This is a genomic window from Ruegeria sp. C6 (assembly GCF_056537625.1).
This window is the reverse complement of the sequence record NZ_JBQFRW010000005.1, coordinates 162,619-182,201: the sequence shown is the minus strand read 5'-3', so window position 1 is coordinate 182,201 and position 19,583 is coordinate 162,619. Positions and strand designations below refer to the sequence as shown.

General features: G+C 58.6%; 24 protein-coding genes. 16 read left to right on the top strand and 8 right to left on the bottom strand.

From position 1 onward, the window contains the following. Window position 1 precedes the first annotated feature (1 nt). The 5 genes from ACR0MJ_RS16490 to ACR0MJ_RS16470 all read left to right on the top strand — a co-directional run bounded on the left by ACR0MJ_RS16490 (window position 2) and on the right by ACR0MJ_RS16470 (window position 3,752). Window positions 2-451, top strand: coding sequence for a DUF6173 family protein (locus tag ACR0MJ_RS16490; RefSeq protein WP_170395701.1), 450 nt, complete (start codon window positions 2-4; stop codon window positions 449-451). Window positions 452-515: 64 nt separating this feature from the next. Beyond that, window positions 516-2,354 carry a glycerophosphodiester phosphodiesterase family protein gene (locus ACR0MJ_RS16485; protein ID WP_480761778.1) on the top strand — a complete coding sequence of 613 codons (1,839 nt, stop codon included), beginning with the start codon at window positions 516-518 and terminating at the stop codon, window positions 2,352-2,354. After that, a complete protein-coding gene (locus ACR0MJ_RS16480; protein ID WP_170423670.1) occupies window positions 2,341-2,895 on the top strand; it encodes a hypothetical protein in 555 nt (184 codons plus the stop codon). Before ACR0MJ_RS16485 ends, ACR0MJ_RS16480 begins: the two co-directional genes overlap by 14 nt. 68 nt (window positions 2,896-2,963) lie before the next feature. Further along, complete coding sequence (locus ACR0MJ_RS16475; RefSeq protein ID WP_170395707.1) at window positions 2,964-3,098, top strand: aa3-type cytochrome c oxidase subunit IV; 135 nt, start codon at window positions 2,964-2,966, stop codon at window positions 3,096-3,098. Between the two features lie 21 nt (window positions 3,099-3,119). Further along, window positions 3,120-3,752 carry a hypothetical protein gene (locus ACR0MJ_RS16470; protein WP_170395709.1) on the top strand — a complete coding sequence of 211 codons (633 nt, stop codon included), beginning with the start codon at window positions 3,120-3,122 and terminating at the stop codon, window positions 3,750-3,752. Here the strand turns inward: ACR0MJ_RS16470 and ACR0MJ_RS16465 are convergent. Then, window positions 3,741-4,073 carry an AzlD domain-containing protein gene (locus ACR0MJ_RS16465; RefSeq protein WP_480761777.1) on the bottom strand — a complete coding sequence of 111 codons (333 nt, stop codon included), beginning with the start codon at window positions 4,071-4,073 and terminating at the stop codon, window positions 3,741-3,743. The genes ACR0MJ_RS16470 and ACR0MJ_RS16465 overlap by 12 nt on opposite strands. Beyond that, window positions 4,070-4,780 (bottom strand): AzlC family ABC transporter permease, encoded by a 711-nt coding sequence (locus ACR0MJ_RS16460; RefSeq protein ID WP_480761775.1) that lies wholly within the window; start codon window positions 4,778-4,780, stop codon window positions 4,070-4,072. Before ACR0MJ_RS16460 ends, ACR0MJ_RS16465 begins: the two co-directional genes overlap by 4 nt. Between ACR0MJ_RS16460 and ACR0MJ_RS16455 the strand changes: the two genes are divergently transcribed. Genes ACR0MJ_RS16455 through ACR0MJ_RS16440 form a run of 4 tightly spaced genes read left to right on the top strand, consistent with a single transcriptional unit; the run spans window position 4,779 to window position 8,119 of the window. Continuing rightward, complete coding sequence (locus tag ACR0MJ_RS16455) at window positions 4,779-5,720, top strand: formate dehydrogenase accessory sulfurtransferase FdhD (RefSeq protein WP_255612005.1); 942 nt, start codon at window positions 4,779-4,781, stop codon at window positions 5,718-5,720. The two genes, ACR0MJ_RS16460 and ACR0MJ_RS16455, sit on opposite strands and share 2 nt — an antisense overlap. Next, window positions 5,713-6,369, top strand: a complete 657-nt coding sequence (mobA, locus tag ACR0MJ_RS16450; RefSeq protein ID WP_480587292.1) for a molybdenum cofactor guanylyltransferase MobA — start codon at window positions 5,713-5,715, stop codon at window positions 6,367-6,369. Before ACR0MJ_RS16455 ends, mobA begins: the two co-directional genes overlap by 8 nt. After that, a complete protein-coding gene (gene mobB / locus ACR0MJ_RS16445) occupies window positions 6,366-6,857 on the top strand; it encodes a molybdopterin-guanine dinucleotide biosynthesis protein B (protein WP_170408367.1) in 492 nt (163 codons plus the stop codon). The genes mobA and mobB overlap by 4 nt, the downstream gene beginning before the upstream one ends. Continuing rightward, entirely contained in the window at window positions 6,854-8,119 is a 1,266-nt protein-coding gene (locus ACR0MJ_RS16440) for a molybdenum cofactor synthesis domain-containing protein (RefSeq protein ID WP_480761773.1), read from the top strand. Before mobB ends, ACR0MJ_RS16440 begins: the two co-directional genes overlap by 4 nt. Here the strand turns inward: ACR0MJ_RS16440 and ACR0MJ_RS16435 are convergent. The 3 genes from ACR0MJ_RS16435 to ACR0MJ_RS16425 all read right to left on the bottom strand — a co-directional run bounded on the left by ACR0MJ_RS16435 (window position 8,116) and on the right by ACR0MJ_RS16425 (window position 10,210). Continuing rightward, window positions 8,116-9,108 carry a hypothetical protein gene (locus ACR0MJ_RS16435; protein WP_480761771.1) on the bottom strand — a complete coding sequence of 331 codons (993 nt, stop codon included), beginning with the start codon at window positions 9,106-9,108 and terminating at the stop codon, window positions 8,116-8,118. The two genes, ACR0MJ_RS16440 and ACR0MJ_RS16435, sit on opposite strands and share 4 nt — an antisense overlap. A gap of 14 nt (window positions 9,109-9,122) precedes the next feature. Next, entirely contained in the window at window positions 9,123-9,593 is a 471-nt protein-coding gene (greA, locus tag ACR0MJ_RS16430) for a transcription elongation factor GreA (RefSeq protein ID WP_170408364.1), read from the bottom strand. Window positions 9,594-9,829: 236 nt separating this feature from the next. Further along, on the bottom strand, window positions 9,830-10,210 hold the full coding sequence (locus ACR0MJ_RS16425) for a VOC family protein (RefSeq protein ID WP_170408363.1): 381 nt from the start codon (window positions 10,208-10,210) through the stop codon (window positions 9,830-9,832). Between the two features lie 89 nt (window positions 10,211-10,299). Here ACR0MJ_RS16425 and soxR point away from each other — a divergent pair, with 89 nt between their 5' ends. From soxR to ACR0MJ_RS16405, 4 genes are all read left to right on the top strand, one after another. Next, entirely contained in the window at window positions 10,300-10,755 is a 456-nt protein-coding gene (gene soxR / locus ACR0MJ_RS16420) for a redox-sensitive transcriptional activator SoxR (protein ID WP_170612843.1), read from the top strand. 136 nt (window positions 10,756-10,891) lie between these two features. Further along, on the top strand, window positions 10,892-12,538 hold the full coding sequence (locus ACR0MJ_RS16415) for an electron transfer flavoprotein-ubiquinone oxidoreductase (protein ID WP_170626187.1): 1,647 nt from the start codon (window positions 10,892-10,894) through the stop codon (window positions 12,536-12,538). A gap of 104 nt (window positions 12,539-12,642) precedes the next feature. Then, window positions 12,643-14,355, top strand: a complete 1,713-nt coding sequence (locus tag ACR0MJ_RS16410; RefSeq protein WP_480761769.1) for a tetratricopeptide repeat protein — start codon at window positions 12,643-12,645, stop codon at window positions 14,353-14,355. Then, window positions 14,345-15,163: a 4-(cytidine 5'-diphospho)-2-C-methyl-D-erythritol kinase gene (locus tag ACR0MJ_RS16405; protein WP_480761768.1), complete on the top strand. Its 819-nt coding sequence runs from the start codon at window positions 14,345-14,347 to the stop codon at window positions 15,161-15,163. Before ACR0MJ_RS16410 ends, ACR0MJ_RS16405 begins: the two co-directional genes overlap by 11 nt. Here the strand turns inward: ACR0MJ_RS16405 and ACR0MJ_RS16400 are convergent. After that, window positions 15,156-16,154 (bottom strand): polyprenyl synthetase family protein, encoded by a 999-nt coding sequence (locus ACR0MJ_RS16400; RefSeq protein ID WP_480707102.1) that lies wholly within the window; start codon window positions 16,152-16,154, stop codon window positions 15,156-15,158. The two genes, ACR0MJ_RS16405 and ACR0MJ_RS16400, sit on opposite strands and share 8 nt — an antisense overlap. Before the next feature lie 56 nt (window positions 16,155-16,210). On the opposite strand from ACR0MJ_RS16400, the gene ACR0MJ_RS16395 reads away from it, so the two are divergent. From ACR0MJ_RS16395 to ACR0MJ_RS16385, 3 genes are all read left to right on the top strand, one after another. After that, complete coding sequence (locus ACR0MJ_RS16395; protein WP_008755664.1) at window positions 16,211-16,426, top strand: putative signal transducing protein; 216 nt, start codon at window positions 16,211-16,213, stop codon at window positions 16,424-16,426. Then, window positions 16,423-17,190 (top strand): methyltransferase, encoded by a 768-nt coding sequence (locus ACR0MJ_RS16390; protein WP_170395736.1) that lies wholly within the window; start codon window positions 16,423-16,425, stop codon window positions 17,188-17,190. Before ACR0MJ_RS16395 ends, ACR0MJ_RS16390 begins: the two co-directional genes overlap by 4 nt. Window positions 17,191-17,314: 124 nt before the next feature. Beyond that, window positions 17,315-17,479, top strand: coding sequence for a YdcH family protein (locus ACR0MJ_RS16385; RefSeq protein WP_170395738.1), 165 nt, complete (start codon window positions 17,315-17,317; stop codon window positions 17,477-17,479). Between the two features lie 4 nt (window positions 17,480-17,483). On the opposite strand, the gene yddG is transcribed toward ACR0MJ_RS16385, so the two are convergent. Together yddG and ACR0MJ_RS16375 are read right to left on the bottom strand one after the other, a co-directional pair. Further along, on the bottom strand, window positions 17,484-18,350 hold the full coding sequence (yddG, locus tag ACR0MJ_RS16380) for an aromatic amino acid exporter YddG (RefSeq protein ID WP_480587280.1): 867 nt from the start codon (window positions 18,348-18,350) through the stop codon (window positions 17,484-17,486). Beyond that, window positions 18,347-19,294 carry a transcriptional regulator GcvA gene (locus ACR0MJ_RS16375; protein WP_170408356.1) on the bottom strand — a complete coding sequence of 316 codons (948 nt, stop codon included), beginning with the start codon at window positions 19,292-19,294 and terminating at the stop codon, window positions 18,347-18,349. The genes yddG and ACR0MJ_RS16375 overlap by 4 nt, the downstream gene beginning before the upstream one ends. Between the last annotated feature and the right edge of the window lie 289 nt (window positions 19,295-19,583).

The window sequence follows — 19,583 nt, the reverse complement described above, 5'->3', positions numbered from 1 at the left end:
AATGGACAAGATCGAAACCTCAGCCGAGGCAGCGGAATCTGCGGCGTTGCCGCGGTGCTATGAGGTGCACGCCAACCCTGAAGCGGCATCGGGGAACAAGGATTTGCCCAAGCCATTGCAAAAGCCGGTCGAAAGCAAAAGCCCTGCTCAATGGGCCTATGAGCGGCTGATCATGTATATTCAGAATTTCGAGAAGACTCTGGATGGCGATCACGAGGTTGCCATGGGATTTACCGGTGGTGATGCCGGTGTAATGCGGATCGAGGGCATGGGCTATTTCGATCCGGATGTGATTACCTTCTATGGCTCGGACGGAGGCGGCGCCAAAACGCAGCTCGTCCAGCATGTCAGCCAGTTGAATGTGATGCTACGTGCCTTGCCGAAATCGATCGAGGATAAACCAGCCAACCGCATTGGTTTCCGGCTGGCGGCTGATCTGGAAGAAAGCTGACGCCCACTCTTGCAATTCACACTTACGCAGCCTTGAATGGATAGACCATTCAGGAGGCAACCGCGTGACCAATTTCTCAGCCGTTACAACTGCCTACCGGGGCGCATGGGCGCGGCGGCGCGTGTTTGTGCCTGTTTATGTCGCCGTCCGGTTGCTGCTGGTTGCACTGATCGCTCCGGGCGTTGCCATCGCCGTCAATCTTGCTGTTTCATTGTCTGATCAATCGGCGCTGACGGATCAGGACATTGCGATGTTCCTGCTGTCACCAGCGGGCTTCATCGCTGCGGTTGTAGTTCTCAGCCTGTTCTTACTGGCCGAGGTCTTTGTCTTCTCGGTCATGGCCGGATCATTGCGGATGGGTGAGCGTGACCCTTGGCGCGCGGGCAGTGCTTCCATCCGGTTGATCCTGACGCGTTTACCTGCGCTTTTCGGCTTTGCCGCACGGTTCATTTTGCGTGTGCTGGTACTTGCGCTGCCTTTTGTCGCCGTGGCTGGCCTGATCGCCTGGTGGATGCTGACTGAATACGACATCAACTATTACCTCACCTTCCACCCGCCTTCATTCTGGGTCGCAGTGGTGCTGATCGGATTTGTGGTGCTGTGTCTGGCTTGGGTTCTGATCCGCAGGCTCTCGGCCTGGGCGCTGTCGCTGCATCTTGTATTATTTGAGGGCTGCAAACCCGCCGAAGCCTTCTCCACCAGCACGGATCGAATGGAAGGAAAACGCGGTCGCCTCAAGATCGAGCTCGGCCTTTGGCTTGCGATGCGTCTCGTGATCGCCGCACTGATTGCCTTTGTGGCCGGACTGTTGTTCGATCTGGTGCCGTTGCAGGAAAGCACGAACCTGCGCTTTGCGCTGATCCTCAGTATGATCGTAGCGGGCCTCTGGTCGCTGGCTGGGCTTGTGCTTGCAGCCGTCGCTCTGGGAGCATTGGCGGTTCTGCTGGATGGGTTCTTCGTCACACAAGGCCGAGAGGTCCCTCATCCCGAACCCGGCAACCTGCGCGCGCCGCTTTACGCTGTGGTCGGTGGCGCGGCAATCGCCCTGCTGATCGGGCTCTGGTCCGGGCAGGAGTTGCTGGTCCGCATTCAGGCCTCCGATCATGCGGATGTCATTGGTCATAGGGGTGCGGCGGCGATAAGGCCGGAAAATACCATGGCGGCTGTGTTGAAGGCTATCGAAGATGGCGCCGATTGGGTTGAGATCGACGTTCAGGAGACTGCGGATGGTGTGGTCATCATCGCGCATGACAGTGATTTCATGAAACTGGCGGGTGTGCCGCTCAAGGTCTGGGACGCAACCATGGAGGATATAGCCGAGATCGATATCGGCAGCTGGTTCGGCCCCGAATATGCTTCGGAACGGACGCCCACGCTGCGGGATGTTCTGGAAGCTGCGAAGGGCAAATCCAAGGTCATCATCGAGCTGAAATACTATGGCCATGACGTCGACCTGGAAAACCGAGTTGCCACGATTGTCGAGGAGCTGGATATGCAGGATGACATCGCCACCATGTCATTGAAATATCCGGCCGTGCAGAAGATGAAAGCGCTGCGCCCCGATTGGCGGGCAGGCGTTCTGGCCGCGACCGCCATCGGCAATCTGTCGGGGCTTGAGGGCGATTTTGTGGCCGTAAATGCGGCGACGGTGTCTCCGGGTCTGATCCGCTCGGTCCATGAGGCGGGCAAGGACATCTATGTCTGGACGGTGAATGACCCGCTACAGATGTCGGCCATGGCATCGATGGGGGTCGACGGGCTGATCACCGATCGTCCTGCCATGGCCCGCGAAGTGCTGCGTGTTCGTGCCGAGATGGGACCGGGCGAGCGTCTGATGCTATGGTTGGCGACGACGTTCGGATTGTCTATCGATACTGCCGAGATGCGCGATGCGAACCCGTGAACTCACCCTCATTCTGGCCTGTTGCGCGCTGCCTGCAGCTGCGCAGGACCTGATGCGTAGCGTGGAAATGCCCGCTCACCGGGCGTTGGCCGACACGATAGAAGGCGCTGAACTGACCCCCTTTGAAACGGATGGCTGTTCGGGCGGATTATCTTCCAGCTGGCGTATGGTTGCCGAGACCTTTCCGAAGTTCAGTCTGCTTTATGAAGAACACCCGCCATGGGAGTACTGCTGCGTTACTCACGATCGCGCCTATTACAACGCAGGCGGCGCATCGCAGGCCGAGGCCAGCTTTGACGCCCGGCTCGCTGCCGATGACGCGCTGCGCACCTGTGTCAAAACCCACGGCGAAAGCCATGCTGATGAATATGCCGAACGCTATGATATGACGCCGGATCAAATCCGCTCGGTTCATTCGATCACCTCCGAGGCGATGTTTCTGGCCGTGCGTTTTGGGGGTGGTCCCTGCAGCGGGTTGCCCTGGCGCTGGGGGTTTGGTTATCCAGGCTGCACGATTTTTGGACCAACTGCGCGCGAATGACGTCGTGACAGGCCCTGAGTTTTGCATTATCCAACATTTCAAATACGCGAATTGGGATTCTAATAAACATGGCTGATCACAAGCACGGCGAGATGGACATCACCGTTCAAACAAAAACCTTTGACGGTTTCATCAAATTCACCACGTGGTGCGTGGTGGCAATTGTACTCCTTTGCCTGTTCCTGGCGGTCTTTGCGGCCTAAACGGTACACGAGGCGCATCTCTTGTTCAGGATTCTGATTGCCTGCCTGCTGGCAGTGACAGTTGCGGGTTGCGCGGGATCGCAGCGCCCGCAGGCTGATCCCTCGGAAATCGTGGCTCGGTCCTATCGTGATCCGGGGCCATCGACACTGACGCTCTATACGATGATCAGCACGCGCACCGGATCGGGGGCACACACGTCGCTGATGATCAGCGGCAGCGAGCGGGTCATATTTGATCCTGCCGGATCGTTCCGGGCGGATGTGGTGCCGATCAAGAATGATGTCCTTTATGGCATCACGCCAAATGTTGAACGCGCCTATCGTAGCAGTCATGCGCGCGAGACGCATTATGCCCGTATTCAGACGATCGAAGTGACGCCACAGCAGGCCGAGATCGCGCTGCAATTGGCCAAGCAGATGGGCCCGGTTTCGCAGGCTTTTTGTGCAAATTCGACCTCGCAATTGCTGCAACAGGTCCCGGGGTTCGAGCAAATCAAAACAACATTCTACCCGGTGAAGCTATCCGATCAGTTTGGTCAGATTCCAGGCGTTGTGACCACGGACTATCGTGAGAATGACTCGGCTGATCTGCAGCAGGGGCTGGCGGAAAACAATGCGCGTCTCAATCAGCTTGAAGCGGTCTCAACCAACTAGGTAAAGCAGACCGTAAAGCGTGGCGGCCCCTGAAAAGATGGCCGCTATGACGTTTTTCGTTACAATTCCTACCGTCAACGCAACTGCCGCAGCCGCCATGCGCGGCATATCCGGTTGTCCTTCGGTGGCTGTCGGCCAGACTACCAAAGGTGCGATCAGGGCAGGCAGAATCGCCACTGCTGTGTATCTCAGGTGCCGCAGAAGCCAGGGCGGCATCGGGCGGTCGCCAACCAGCCCGATAAAGGTAAAGCGCAGAAGGTAGCTGCCTATAGCCAGACCTACGATGATGATCCACATGGTTGTCGAGTCGATCTGCGTCATGACTTTTTTCGCTCTAACATCAATTCAGCCTGCGCACCTGCCATCATCCCGGCTATTCCTGCGATCAACAGTCCAAGATTGAACGGCACTGCCACGCAGAGCAGGGCGACAACAATCGCGACCAGCGCGGCTACAACATGCGCCATGGTGCGCATCATCGGTCCGATCATGGACAAGAACGTGATCGGCAGCGCAAAATCCAGAGCCCAGCTTTCCGGAATCTGCGCCCCCAGAACAGCACCCAGATAAGTGGCGAGTATCCAAAGCGGCGTGATCGGCGTGACCGAGCCGACGAAGTACGCCATGCGCTGAGGCACGGACATATCCGGTTCTTTCTCGAATCGGACAATCGAACAGGCGTAAGACTGATCAACAATAAGATAGGCTCCAAGGGCCCGTTGCCACAGCGGAGCCGCCCCCAGATAAGGGGTCAGTGAAGCCGAATACATGGCCACCCGCAGGTTCACAGCCAGGGCCGAGATCAGAACGATAACCGTTGGTGTATTGTCCTGGAGCAATTGCAATGCGGTGAACTGAGCGGCGCCGGCAAACACCGTGGCGGAAAAGGCCATCGTCTGGATGATATCCAGCCCTGCTTCTGTGGCAAAAACACCAAACAGAAGGCCAAAGGGCATGGCGACGAAGATAAACGGCGTCCCGTCGCGAAAACCTATCCAGAAGTACGACTTGGATGTGGCAGAGGCCATGGCTAAATCCTATGGTGACGCGAGCAGCAGTAGCCGTCTTGGGAAGGGGTTGCAATTGGCCACGGAGATCGACCTGTCAGACTACCTCATTGCGCCCGATCCGGGGGCTGCCCGCCTGACGCGCGGTGTCGAGGGTGTGGACCAGAATGGTGAGATAAGTCAGATCTCAGTGGTCGAGGAACGCCCGCTGACCATTTTCCTCAACTCACAGGAAATCGTGACGGCAATGACCATCGGCGACTATCCTGAATACCTTGCGCTCGGGTTTCTGCGTAATCAGGGGATGCTGCTTGCAGATGATGAAATTACTCGGGTCGACTATGACGACGATCTGGAAACCGTGGTCGTGCGTACAGCGCGTGAGACCTCATACGAGGACAAGCTGAAGAAGAAGACCCGCACCAGCGGTTGCGCAGTAGGCACTGTGTTCGGAGACATGATGGAGGGGCTAGAGGACGTGCGCCTGCCACAGGTCTCGGTGCGCACCTCGTGGCTGTATGAGTTGGCGTCGAAGATCAACCGCACCCCGTCTCTGTACCTCGAGGCGGGTGCCATCCATGGCACGGTGCTTTGTCATGAAAGCCACCCGTTGGTTTATATGGAAGACGTGGGCCGCCATAACGCGGTCGACAAGATCGCAGGCTGGATGCTCTCCGAGGGTGCGACTGCGTCTGACAAGATCCTCTATACGACCGGTCGTTTGACCTCGGAAATGGTGATCAAAACGGCAATGATGGGCATCCCTGTTCTCGCTTCGCGATCGGGATTCACCGCCTGGGGTGTCGAGATCGCGCGCGAGGTCGGTTTGACTCTAATCGGCCGGATGCGCGGGCAGCGGTTCGTGTGTTTGTCGGGCGAAGACCGATTGGTGCGCGATGTTGATCCGTCGAGCGTGGCGATTGAGGACAAAAAACATCGCAGGAAAAGTGCCGATGGCTGAACAGTCGCAAAAACCGCTGGGGGTTATTCTGGCAGGCGGCCTCGCAACGCGAATGGGAGGCGGCGATAAAGGGCTGTTGCAGATCGGCGGGCAGAGCCTGCTGGATCGGGTGATAGACAGGCTGCGCCCTCAGGTCGGCGGGCTGGCTTTGAACGCCAACGGCGATGCCGAACGGTTTACCCGCTTGAACTTGCCGGTTGTTTCGGACTCGATCGAGGGCTTTGCAGGACCGCTGGCCGGTGTTTTGGCCGGGCTTGATTGGGCCGCTGAACAGGGCGCTCAATCTATCGTGACGGTTGCGGCGGATACTCCGTTCTTTCCGCATGATCTTGTGGCGCAACTGGTGCACGCATCCGAAGGTCAGAAACACCCACTCGTTCTGGCAACCACCCCGCGCACGGGTGACGAGGCTTTGAAATCCGGCGGCGGCAAGCGGGTCAATCGGCACCCGACCTTTGGGCTCTGGCCGGTAGCATTGCGCGATGATCTGAGGGAGGCGTTGAACGCTGGATTGCGCAAGGTTGTCCTGTGGACTGACCAGCATGATGGGCGAGAGGCGCTGTTTTCGGCCCAGCCGTTTGATCCGTTCTTCAACGTCAACACTCCCGATGATCTGGCCCGCGCTGAAACCTTGTTGGAGCAGGTATGAGGGTCTACGGCGTCACCGGTTGGAAAAACGCGGGCAAAACCGGCCTAGTGGAACGGCTGGTGGCTGAAATCACCGGACGTGGGTATACCGTTTCCACCGTTAAACATGCGCATCATTCCGTCGACGTCGACCAGCCGGGTACCGACAGCCAGCGGCATCGCGCGGCGGGTGCGTCCGAAGTGCTGTTGGCATCCGGCCAGCGGATCGCACTGATGCAGGAGTTGCGCGGTGCGCCCGAGCCGAAGCTGGACACCTTGCTGCCGCGTTTGTCTCCGGTCGATCTGGTGTTGATCGAAGGCTTCAAGCGCGAGCGTCACCCCAAGATCGAAGCGTTTCGCGCAGAACCCGAAAATCCGCTGATCGCCACGGATGATGACACGGTTCGCGCGGTTGCAAGTGATACGCCTTTGGAATTGGATTGCCCGGTGTTTGATCTGGATGATACGGCGGCCATTGCAGATTTTATCCTGGAAGAGGTCGGATTATGAGCACGTCGGATATCTCACCTCCGCCCTTGCGCAATGATTGTTTCGCCTTGCCTGCAGGGGTGAACTGGACACCCGTTGATGAGGCTCTGGCGCTTTTGCGAGACAGATTGTCGGTTGTAGCTGGGGTTGAAAACGTGCCCGTGATGCGGGCGGCGGGCCGAGTTCTGGCGGTGGACGTGTCGGCCAAACGATCAAACCCGCCTCAGCCCAACACCGCTGTCGATGGGTACGGATTTGCCGGTCCGGTGCCGGACGGACCCTGTGTCATGCCTTTGGTAGAGGGCCGGGCGGCCGCGGGTGTACCCTTTGACGGTGAGGTCCCAGAGGGCCATGCGATACGCATTCTTACCGGAGCTGCACTGCCAAAGGGTGTTAATACGGTCATATTGGAAGAGGATGTGACCTTTGATCAGGGGCACATTGCATTCCGAGGTCCGTTAAAACAGGGCGCGAACACGCGAAAGGCAGGCGAAGACGTGGTTGAAGGCGCGCTGACCTTGCCAGTTGGGCGGCGTTTAACACCAACGGATCTGGCGCTTTTGTCGGCGGTTGGTCTGACTGAGGTTTCTGTCCGCAAGGTTTTGCGGGTCGGAGTGCTATCGACCGGGGATGAGCTGGTCGAGCCGGGTGACAGCGCCGGACTGGGGCAGATTTATGATGCCAATCGTCCGATGCTGCTGTCACTGGCCGAGCGGATTGGATTCAAATCGGTTGATCTTGGGCGCGCCGAGGATGATCGCGCGGCGCTGAAACAGCATTTGGATCGCGCAGCTCAGCAAGTGGATGTAATCCTTACCAGTGGCGGCGCCTCCGCCGGCGATGAAGATCACGTCTCGGCATTGTTGCGAGAGGCCGGGGCGATGCAGGAATGGCGCATCGCACTAAAACCCGGGCGGCCTTTGGCGCTGGGCATGTGGGATCAGACGCCGGTGTTTGGCTTGCCGGGCAATCCGGTGGCAGCACTGGTTTGCACGTTGATCTTTGCCTGCCCAGCACTGAACCTGCTGGCCGGTGCAGGCTGGCAAGAGCCGCAAGGCTTCGACGTGCCCGCCGCGTTCGAAAAGCGCAAGAAACCAGGGCGTCGCGAATATCTGCGGGCGCGCATCCGTGAAGGACAGGCCGAGGTATTCCATTCGGAAGGATCTGGCCGGATCAGCGGGCTGAGCTGGGCCGAAGGCTTGGTCGAAATCGAGGACGGTGCCCGCGATATCAAGCCCGGCGATCTGGTGAGGTTCATACCCTACGGGAGTTTTGGGCTTTAATCGAACGTCCCTGCGACACGTCCCACCAGCATGAAGGCACGCGCTGTGCGGGTTTCGCCCAGGGCTGTAAGCTCGGCATCGCTGGCATTAGGTTCGAACTCGACGATCATATGGTCAAAGCGGCGTAGGAAATGGTGTGCGGCATCGCGAAAGATCGGATCCTGTTTCATCCGCGCCGCAGTCAGCGCCAGTGACGAACGGTCCCGAATGCCACCCAAGGCAGCCACCGACCGCCCGCGCGCGCCTTGGGCAAATTGCCGCCAGACTTCGGGTCGGGCCATATCGGGGCGCAGGTCATCCATATAGATGCCTTCCTGGCTGAGAAGGGTCAGAACATCTTGTGAGGCCTGCACAAGTTTCGAGGTCTTGCGATCTTTCAATGCAAGCCGCAGCGCGTTAAATCCCTCGGCATCGCTTTGCGTCTCGGGGAAGTTCAGGGCGCGGATAAAGATGTCGGTGGGCAACGGGGGCGCAATTTCTTCCGCTGAGGTGCCAAGTTCCAACGAAGTCTGATTGGCCATGTCCGGCGCGGGCCTTTGGGTGCGCCCGGGTTCACCGCGATTGGTCGAGAATGTCGCCAGCGCGCTCTCGGTCTTTTTTGCGCTTTCGGCGATTTCATCCAGTTTCTTGCCGACCCTCGGCTCATACGTGCTGGCCGCGCGTTGTTGCTGAACGACATAGCTGTTGCGGATCGCATCGATGGCTGTCTGCAGGCGGGCGCTTTCTTCGCGCATCACTCGGCTGGCGCGCATCGCAAGGGCTGCGACCCAGATCATTGCGACCGGCATGAACACCGCCAGGAAGGTGACGATGAACCCTCCTTGTTGCCCGCCGGGCAGTACCAGAAACACGACTGACACCACCAGCCAGATCAGGCTGAGAACAACTGCTGCAATCTCGATCTCGGTGACCGAACGGTGCGCCGGACGGTCGTAGATACCCAGCGAGGTGGGTTTCTCGGGTTCTTGCTCAGGTTCAGACCCTGACATGACAAACGCTCCGGTCAGGCGTATTCGATATTCAGAACTTCATAAGAGCGCACGCCTCCGGGGGTGCGGACCTCGACACTGTCGCCTTCTTCTTTGCCAATCAGGGCGCGGGCGATGGGGGATTTGATGTTCAGAAGGCCCGCTTCGATATTGGCCTCATACTCACCCACGATCTGCCAGGTCTTTTCTTCGTCGGTATCTTCATCCACCAACGTGACCTTCGCGCCGAACTTGATAGCCCCTGACAGTTTGGCCGGATCAATGACATCTGCCAGCGACAGGATGCCTTCAAGCTCTTTGATGCGGCCTTCGATAAAGCCCTGCTTTTCGCGCGCCGAGTGGTATTCGGCGTTTTCTTTCAGGTCGCCCAGTTCGCGGGCTGAGGCAATCGCCTCGATGATCGCCGGGCGCTCGACGGATTTCAGATTCTTCAGCTCTGCCTCGAGCGCGGCATTGCCCGAAGGCGTCATGGGGATCTTTTCCATTGTCTTGTCGTCCACGCAGAAATTGTTACGCCCCGCCGCACAATAGCGTCGGGGCGAAGGATGGGTTGGCAATTACCTGACCCAAATGAGGCGTGAATTGCAAGAGGGGAGGTGTGCGTTGTCAGTAAACTCGCAACTTAGCGCCGCCGTTCCGGGGGGGGCGGGTGCGCCTGTGGCGCTGTCCCAACAATTCTCCACTTCGCCAACGGCTGGCTTCGTGCCCAAGCCACAGCATCTCAATCATACTGAACCACTTCGAATTCGATGCCATTGTCATCTTCGAAATAGAACCGCTTGCCTGGCTCATAGTCTGCGTGGTTGTGCGGTTCAAATCCCGCTTTGCGGACCTTTTCCTCGGTGGCGTCGATATCCTCGACCAGCACACCTACATGGTTCAAGCCGCCCACGAAATCATAGCTGTTTTCGCCTGATGGCTTGGGATCGCCGGGGGCGTAGAGTGCCAGATAGGTATGCGGGCTGCCCACATGCACCGTATAGCCACCGGCAATGGCAGGGCCTTCCCAGCGTGTTTTCCAGTCGAAGACTTTCTGCATCCACGCCGCAGATGCCTTTGGGTCGCGGACCGTGAAATTAGTATGTTCCAGCGTCGCCATCATGGGATTCTCCTTCCAATTTGAGGCTTGTCCCGACTCACTGTAATTTCTAAACCTAACTTTAGGTCAAGAGATTTCTTTGGGAGGATGTAATGGTTGTTTCGGAAGGTCTGGCGATTGGAGCATTGGCCCGGCGCACCGGGTTGGCGGTGTCGGCGATCCGATACTACGAGGCGCAAGGTTTGATATCTCCATGGCGTAACGCGGGTGGGCAGCGGCGTTATCAGCGCGCCGATATCCGACGGCTAAGCTTTGTGATGATCGCGCAGCAATTCGGTCTGACTTTGCCCGAGATCCGCGAGGTATTGTCGGGCTTGCCAGGAAATCGCACACCGACGCCTCAGGACTGGAAGAGTATCAGCGAACGGCTGCGCACGCATCTGGATCAGCGAATCGATACGCTGATGCGACTGCGCGACAATCTGGATGGATGTATTGGTTGTGGCTGCCTCAGCCTGCCGAAATGCAAGCTTTACAACCCCGATGACAGGGCCAAATCCCATGGTAGCGGTCCCAGATACCTTATGGGGGACGCACCCGGAGCCTGAAGTGTCGAATAGCGGCGTTGTTACGCCGTGTTTCGATTGACCAAAGTCTTTATGACCATGTAATCAGCCGTGAAACAATATTGCGCCGACCGCATGAAGAAAGCGCCAATTCGGAAAGTTAGCTAAGGAGCCCGCGATGGCCGAGATTGAACGCGAAGCGATGGAATATGACGTGGTGATCGTGGGTGCTGGCCCTGCGGGCCTGTCTGCGGCCATCCGTCTGAAACAGCTGGATGCCGACCTGAACGTCGTGGTTCTAGAGAAGGGTTCGGAAGTGGGTGCGCATATCCTGTCGGGTGCGGTGCTGGACCCTTGTGGTCTGGATGCTCTGATCCCCGATTGGAAGGAAAAGGGTGCCCCGCTGAACGTGCCTGTGCATGAAGACAATTTCTACATGCTGGGCGAGGCTGGCAAGATCCGCATCCCCAATTTCCCGATGCCGCCGCTGATGAACAACCACGGCAACTACATCGTCTCGATGGGCAATGTCTGCCGCTGGATGGCAGAGCAGGCCGAAGAACTAGGCGTCGAAATCTTCCCCGGCATGGCCTGTTCCGAGCTGGTCTACGGTGAGAACGGTGAAGTCAAAGGCGTTGTAGCCGGTGTATTTGGTCTGGAGCCAGACGGATCCTACGGCCCCAACACCGAACCGGGCATGGAACTGCATGGTAAATATGTCTTTCTGTCGGAAGGCGTGCGCGGCTCACTGTCCAAGGAAGTCATCGCCAAATACGACCTGTCTGCCGGTAAAGAGCCGCAGAAATACGGCGTTGGCATGAAAGAGATCTGGGAGATCGACCCGGCCAAGCACAAAGAAGGCAGCGTCACGCACACCATGGGCTGGCCGCTGGGCAGCAACGCGGGTGGCGGGTCGTTCATCTATCACCTTGAAAACAATCAGGTCTATGTCGGCTTTGTGGTTCACCTGAACTACAAAAACCCGCACCTGTACCCCTACATGGAATTCCAGCGCTTCAAGCATCACCCGATGGTGGCTGACCTGCTTAAGGGCGGCAAGCGTGTGGCTTATGGTGCCCGCGCGATCACCGAGGGTGGCTACCAGTCGATGCCGAAACTGGTCGCACCGGGTGTTGCGCTGTTGGGTTGCTCGGCGGGCATGGTCAACGTGCCGCGCATCAAGGGCAACCACAACGCGATGCTGTCAGGCAAGGCCGCGGCCGAGGCCGCCTATGACGCCATCAAGGCCGAGCGTTCGGGTGATGAGCTGACCGCTTATGAGGCCGACGTTCGCGATGGTGCAATCGGCTCGGATCTGAAGAAGGTGCGCAACGTCAAACCGCTGTGGTCGAAATACGGCCTGACCGCCAGCCTGGTACTGGGCGGTATGGACATGTGGACCAACACGCTGGGCTTCTCGCTGCTGGGCACGCTGGGCCACGGCAAGAACGACGCGGAATCGACCGAAGATGCCAGCAAGCATCAACCCATCGACTATCCGAAACCCGATGGCACACTGTCCTTTGACCGCCTGACGAACGTATCGTTTGCGGCCACCAACCACGAGGAAAGCCAGCCTTGCCATCTGAAACTGGCCGACCCGGACATCCCGGTTAAGGTCAACCTGCCCAAATTCGACGAGCCGGCACAGCGTTACTGTCCCGCAGGCGTCTATGAGATGGTCGAGGATGAAGACGGGCCGCGATTCGTGATCAACTTCCAGAACTGTGTTCACTGCAAAACCTGTGACATCAAGGATCCCAGCCAGAACATCACCTGGACTACACCGCAGGGCGGCGACGGGCCGAACTACCCCAATATGTAGGCAAGAACACGGGCGTTGGCAGGGTCGTGAAGGCCCTGCCATTGCCTCTCGCCCAGCAAAGCCCTAGCTTGTCGGTCAGTCAACGACAGCAAGGCAGATTATCAGTGGTTTCCCTGGTTCGACGCGCGGCTCTGGCCGTGATCCTCAGTTCTTCAATCGCGTTTCCTGCGGTATCGGATACCGGATCGGGGTCGTATCTGGCCGGGCGTCAGGCGATTTATGAGAGCGACTATCCCGCTGCCGAGCGTTACTATGCGCAGGCGCTTCGCGCTGATCCCCAAAATCCGAAACTGCTGGAAAACGTGGTCGTCGCCCGGCTCGCTTTGGGTGAGATTGAGCGGGCCCTGACCGTCGCCGAAGTTATCGAGGAAAATGAACTGCCCAGCCAGGCCGCTCGGATGGTGATCGCCGCCAATCTGGTGGCAGATGGCAAGCTGGATGAATTTCTGGCCCGCGATCCTGAAACGCAAGGGGTTGGACCGCTGGTTGATGGCCTGATGATTGCTTGGGCTCATATGGGGCAAGGCGCCATGACCAAAGCGATGGAACAATTTGACGTTGTTACCACGCAGGAAGGTCTGAAAGAATTTGCTCTTTATCACAAGGCCATGGCGTTGGCGTCAGTCGGAGACTTTGAGGGGGCCGAGGCGATCCTTGCCGCAGATGATGGCCTGGTCGCCCGTTTTTCACGCCGGGCTGCGCTGGCGCGTGCCGAAGTGCTGTCGCAGCTGGATCGCAACGACGATGCGCTGGAATTTCTGGATAACGTCTTTGCCGCCGGCAGTGATCCGACCATCGAAGGTTACGCCACCCGGCTGTCTGATGGCGAAACGCTGCCCTTTACCCATGTCCGTTCTGCACAGGATGGCATGGCCGAGGTTTTCTTCACAGTTGGCGCTGCGCTGAGTGCGGAGGCCGCGCAGGATTATGTTCTGCTATATGCCCGCGTCGCGGCCTTTCTGCGGCCTGACCATATTGATGCGCTTTTGCTAAGCGCTGAGTTGTTGGATGGGCTGGAACAATATGATCTGGCGGTTGATGTCTATCGGCAGGTGCCTCCGGACAGCAGCGATTATCATGCCGCCGAGCTGGGGCGCGCCGAGGTCCTCAGTCGCTCTGACAGAAAAGAAGCTGCCGCCGAAGTCCTGCAAAACCTTGCCGCTCAAAGCCCCGATTTGCCCGGTGTGCATGTAGCTTTGGCCGACCTGCGGCGCCAGCAAGAGGATTACGCGGCAGCGGTCACCTCTTACGACAAGGCGATTGGCCTGACGGAAGAGGGTGCAGGCGGAAACTGGTTCCTGCATTATGCCCGCGGGATATCGCATGAACGTCTGAAGAACTGGGACGAGGCCGAGGCCGATTTCCGCCGCGCGCTTGAGTTGAACCCGGACCAACCACAGGTGCTGAACTATCTCGGGTATTCGCTGGTCGAGCGGCGCGAGAAATTGGACGAAGCGTTGAATATGATCGAACGCGCAGTCGCAGCGCGCCCTGACAGCGGCTATATCGTTGACAGCTTGGGCTGGGTGTTGTTCCGCCTGGGCCGGTACGACGAAGCAGTCGACCACATGGAGCGCGCCGTTGAACTGATGCCGGTCGATCCGGTGGTAAATGACCATCTGGGCGATGTTTACTGGGCCGTAGGTCGCGGGCGTGAAGCCGAGTTCCAGTGGAAACGAGCACTATCTTTCATTGATCCTGAAGATACCGACGGTGAAGCCGATCCTGAACGCATCCGCCGCAAGATTGAAGTCGGATTGGATGCGGTTCTGGCCGAGGAAGGTGCCGAACCCCTGAAGGTCGCCAATGAAGGCTGAGGCATTTGCCCCCGCCAAGATCAACCTGACCCTGCATGTGACCGGCCAACGCGCGGATGGCTATCATCTGCTTGATTCGTTGGTGGCCTTTGCCGATGTTGGGGATCAGTTGAGCCTCAGTTCCGGCCCCGAGCTGTCTCTGTCGGTCACGGGTGAGTTTTCGGATGGCGTACCGACCGATGATCGCAATCTGGTCTGGCAGGCCGCCGAGGCCGCAGGCTGGACCGGTCGCATTCATCTGAACAAACAACTGCCGCACGGTGGCGGTGTCGGGGGCGGCTCCTCGGATGCTGCGGCGGTTTTGCGCACCGTGAAGAAGGGGGGAGAGTGGCCCGATAGCGTGTCGCTGTCGCTCGGCGCGGATGTCCCGGTATGCATACATGCTGCTGCAGCGCGTATGCGCGGGATTGGTGAACAGATTGAGCCGATGGCGTTGCCGCCCCTCCCGGCGCTTTTGGTCAATCCGGGTATTGAAGTTCCCACCGGCCCGGTGTTTTCCGCTTTGCACAGCAGAGACAACGCACCGATGCCTGCTGAGATCCCTGCATTCAAAACACCGGAAGACTGCGCTATGTGGTTGAGGGCTCAGCGGAATGATTTAGAGGCACCTGCAATATCTGTAGCGCCGGGCATTGCGGAGGTCATAGCGGCGTTGGAAGGCACCCGAGACGCGTTGATGGTTCGTATGTCGGGTTCAGGCTCAACCTGTTTCGCACTTTATCCAACGCTCAAAGCAGCCCATTTTGCTGCCTATGAGATCGGCGCGGCCCAACCCGGCTGGTGGTGCCGCGCAACGACGCTCAGTTAAGGCGCGATACGACGTAATCGGCCAGATCGCCTAACAGGGTGCGGATTTCGTGATCCGGAAGAGGCGCCAGCGCAGCCTTGGCCTTGGCCGCCCAACCAAACGCATCCGCGCGGGTTGCATCCAGTGTGCGGTATTTGGCCATCAGCGACAAAGCGTGATCCAGATCGCCCTCTTCCTGCCGTCCGCGACCGATCGTCCGTTCCCAAAACGCGTGTTCCTCGGCAGTTGCCTGAGCCACGGCTTTGATCACTGGCAGGGTCAATTTTCGTTCACGGAAGTCGTCGCCGACGTTTTTGCCTGTGGCCGCACTATCGCCTTGATAATCCAGAAGATCATCAGCGATCTGGAACGCGATTCCAAGCGCATCGCCATAGTGATACAGCGCCTTGACCTGCGCCTCGGTCGCGCCTGCGATCACACCACCCACTTCGGTTGCGGCAGAAAACAGCGCCGCTGTCTTGCCGCGCACAACCTGCAGGTAGACACTTTCATCCGTGCCCAGATCGGTGGCCGCTGTCATCTGCAGCACCTCGCCTTCGGCAATTGTGGCCGACGCATTTGCAAGGATATCCAGAACCCGCAACGAACCGGTTTCGACCATCAACTGAAAGCTGCGGGAAAACAGGTAATCTCCAACCAGAACACTGGATTTATTGTCCCATAGCAGGTTTGCCGTGGGTCGCCCGCGCCGCTGCCCGCTTTCATCGACGACATCGTCATGCAGCAGGGTTGCGGTATGAATGAACTCGACCGTTGCAGCCAGCTTGACGTGATGGTCGCCTGAATAGCCGAACAGCTGCGCCGCCGCCAGGGTCAGCATCGGGCGCAGACGCTTACCGCCCGCCTCGACCAGGTGCGCGGTCACTTCGGGAATGCGCGGGGCATGTTCCGACGCCATACGCGTCCGAATCAGCGTGTTTACTGCTGCCATTTCGCCCGCAAGCATCTCTGCCAGACGCTCATGCGGTTTCGAGATCGTGCTGACGTTCATCACTCTCCTGATACAAGGCTCGACATCCCTGTCACCTTGCCCTTACATCCATCCCCATGAAAGAACTATTGCGCAGCACCGATCCGACAATCCTAGCCTTTGCAACGGCTCTCCTTGAGGGCGAGGATATAGACTGCTTTCAGATGGACGTAAATATGAGCATCCTAGAAGGCGGCATCGGAATCTTTCCCCGTCGCCTGATGGTGCGGGCAGATGATCTGACCCGCGCCGAACGGGTCATGCGCGATAACGAGATCCCGCTGGGGCGATGAGCAGCTTTTCCGACAGTGATCTGACCTGCAATGATTTTCTGGGCGGGCGTGTGCGTCTGTGGCAGCCGCGCTCAGGATATCGTGCAGGGGTCGATCCGGTCTTACTGGCGGCATCGGTCCCGGCACAAGCTGGCCAGTCGGTGCTGGAATTGGGCTGCGGGGCAGGGGCTGCTATTCAGTGCCTAATGGCGCGAGTGCCGCACCTGAAGGCAACTGGGGTTGAACTGCAGGCTGGCTATGCAGATCTGGCCCGCCGCAATTCGGAACAAAACGCAGCGATCACCGTGGTTGAGGCGGATTTGAACGCACTACCGAATGATCTGCGACAAGAACAGTTCGATCATGTGATCGCCAATCCGCCCTACTACCGGGCAGGCGCGCATAGCCCTGCCACCGACGCGGGTCGGCAGATCGCACTGGGTGAAGACACGCCGCTTGAGGACTGGATCAATGTCGCCGCCCGACGTCTGGCGCCGCGCGGTTATCTTCACATGATCCAGAGGGCAGACCGGCTGCCCGATATGCTTGCGGGGTGCGCGGGCCGCTTGGGCTCGATTCAGGTGCTACCTCTGGCCCCCCGTGTGGATCGCGGGGCTGAGCTAGTGGTTTTGCGCGCCAGAAAGGGCGGACGCGCCGCATTTCGGCTGCACGCTCCGCTGATTCTGCACCTCGGTGAACAGCACGTAGAAGACGGTGAAAGCTATACTCCTGTGGTTTCGGCGGTGTTGCGCGATGCGGCGGATTTGACCGGGCACTTTGCCTGATCGGCAATGACCAGCCGAATTTGTCGGATTTATTATAGATTTCGTGCGTCTGCAGCGTGACAGGCTGGAAATGATGTGATCAACTTCTTACGTGACACTTACAAACCAGAGAAGGAGGACCGCCATGAGCGTGAGCGCACATCTGACGGAGTTGAAGAAAAAACACGAAATTCTCGGTCTTGAAGTGGAAGAAGCGCAACGCTCACCTGGTATTGACGATCTCCATATCGCACAGCTGAAGAAGCAAAAGCTGAAGCTAAAAGAAGAGATCGAGCGCCTGTCGACCTAAGGTTCTAGGCCTTCAGGCTGGCGCGGGCCGCGATGGCAGCGCCACCGGTGACAAACAAGGCCGCGATCGCCAGGCCCCAGGACGGGGCGGCGATCCCGGCCAGAACCAACACAAGCGTCGATAGCAAAGGTGCCGCGTATGAGGCGGTGCCCAGTATTTGAATGTCCCCGCGCTTGACGCCGATATCCCAGACATAGAACGCCAGCCCAACCGGTCCCAGGCCAAGTGCAAAGGTCGAGGCCCAGCCAAATGTGCCTTGCGGCCAGATCGTTTCTTCCACCGTGAAATGCAAGGCCCATGAGGCGATCGCCGTCAAAATGCAGAACACCGCGACCGAACTTGTCGGCACATCACCCAGCCGTCGCGATAGAACCGAGTAGCTGGACCATGTAAGCGCGCACAGCAAGGCCAGCCCGTAGCCGGGCAGATGCTGGACCTGAAACCCTGCGCTGCCACCACCCGTGATGATGACGGCGGCTCCAGCAAAGCCAAGGCAGGCTCCGATAAGGTGACCAGGTTTCAGATGTTCTCCGGGCAGCAGACCTGACAGAAGAACGATCAGCAAAGGCCAGAGATAAGCGATAAGCCCAGCCTCGGCTGCAGGGGCCATGCGAAGGGCTGAAAAGTACAGCGCGTGGTAGCCAAAAAGGCCAATTGATCCAAGCAGGTATGTCGTCCACGCGACCTGGCGCAGTTGACCCAGCCCGCCGCTGGCGAATGTCCAAATCAGACCCAGCGTACCGCCGATGGTAAAACAGATCGCGTTCAACAACAAAGGCGGCGTCGGGGCCGAACCCACAGTGAACAGCGCCAGCAGAGACCATAGCAAAACGGCGACAAAACCAATCGCGGTCGCGCCCATTCTGCTCATTCACCAGCTACCTTCTCAACAGGGATGATTTCAAACTCATCCGATATATGCGCGGTCTTTTCAATCTCGGATATGAACCAGTCGCGGAACGCTGCGATCTGCGGTCGCTTCTCTGCCCCTTGCAGGCAGAGGAAACGAAATCGCCCGGCGGTCTCCAGTGCCACTTTGAACGGCGCGACCAGTCGCCCTTCGGTCAGGTCTTTCAGGATCATGGCGCGCCGCCCCAGAACCACGCCCACCCCGGCCACGGCAGCATCGATGGCGTGATCGGCGTTTGAAAAATGCGCCCCATGGGTCGGTGTGAAGTCCAATCCCACCGCGCGGAACCATGCAGGCCAGTCGCAACGCGGCTTGAGGAAACTGATCGAATCGTCGTGGATCAGGGGGGCGTCGCGCAACGACGCAGGCGTGGGGAATTGTTCGGCCAGCTCCGGGGTCATAACCGGTGTCAGCCACTCCTTGCGGACGGGAACCGAATAGAGCCCCTCATCCGGCCCATAACCAAAGCGGATCGCCACGTCCACGTCATCCCGTTCAAGGTCCATGTTGCGCAGAGTGGCCGAGAATTTCAGGTCAATCCCCGGATTTGCACGGGCAAACTCATAAAGGCGCGGTGCCAGCCATTTCGCTGTCAGGGCAGGGCCTGCTGTAACCGTTAGGCTGGTTTCATCCTGCAGCCTCCGCGTCGCTTGCCACGCGGCTTGCAGGGCGGCAAAGCCATCTGCGGTTCCGGGTGCCAATGTGCGCCCGGCTTCGGTCAGTTCGACGGCGCGATTGAGCCGGCGAAACACGGGGTGGCCCAGATGCTCTTCTAACGACTTGATTTGAAAGGACAGGGCAGCCGGGGTCACGTTCAGCTCCTCCGCCGCCTTGGCAAACGACATATTTCGTGCGGCGGCATCGAAGGCGCGCAAAGCAGTCAGCGGAGGCAGGCGGTCGGTCATGTCGGTTAAGTTTTTCTGAACTGAAGGATCGAAAACTCTCGTTTGTGCAATTTAAAATCAAAGGCCATGTTGATGGCAAGACAAATCCAACTTGATTGAGAGGGGTTCAGCATGATCGAGATGACAACAAACCCAGCCATTCAGAACGCCATTCACCGCGCTCATGAAGAGCGCGGCAAGGCGGTTGTAGGATTCTGGTCCTGGCTATTCGGTTCCCGCTGATCGCAGCGCGCGTGATCTTACGGGATAAAAGAAGGGCCGGTCCTTGATGGACCGGCCCGTTTTCATT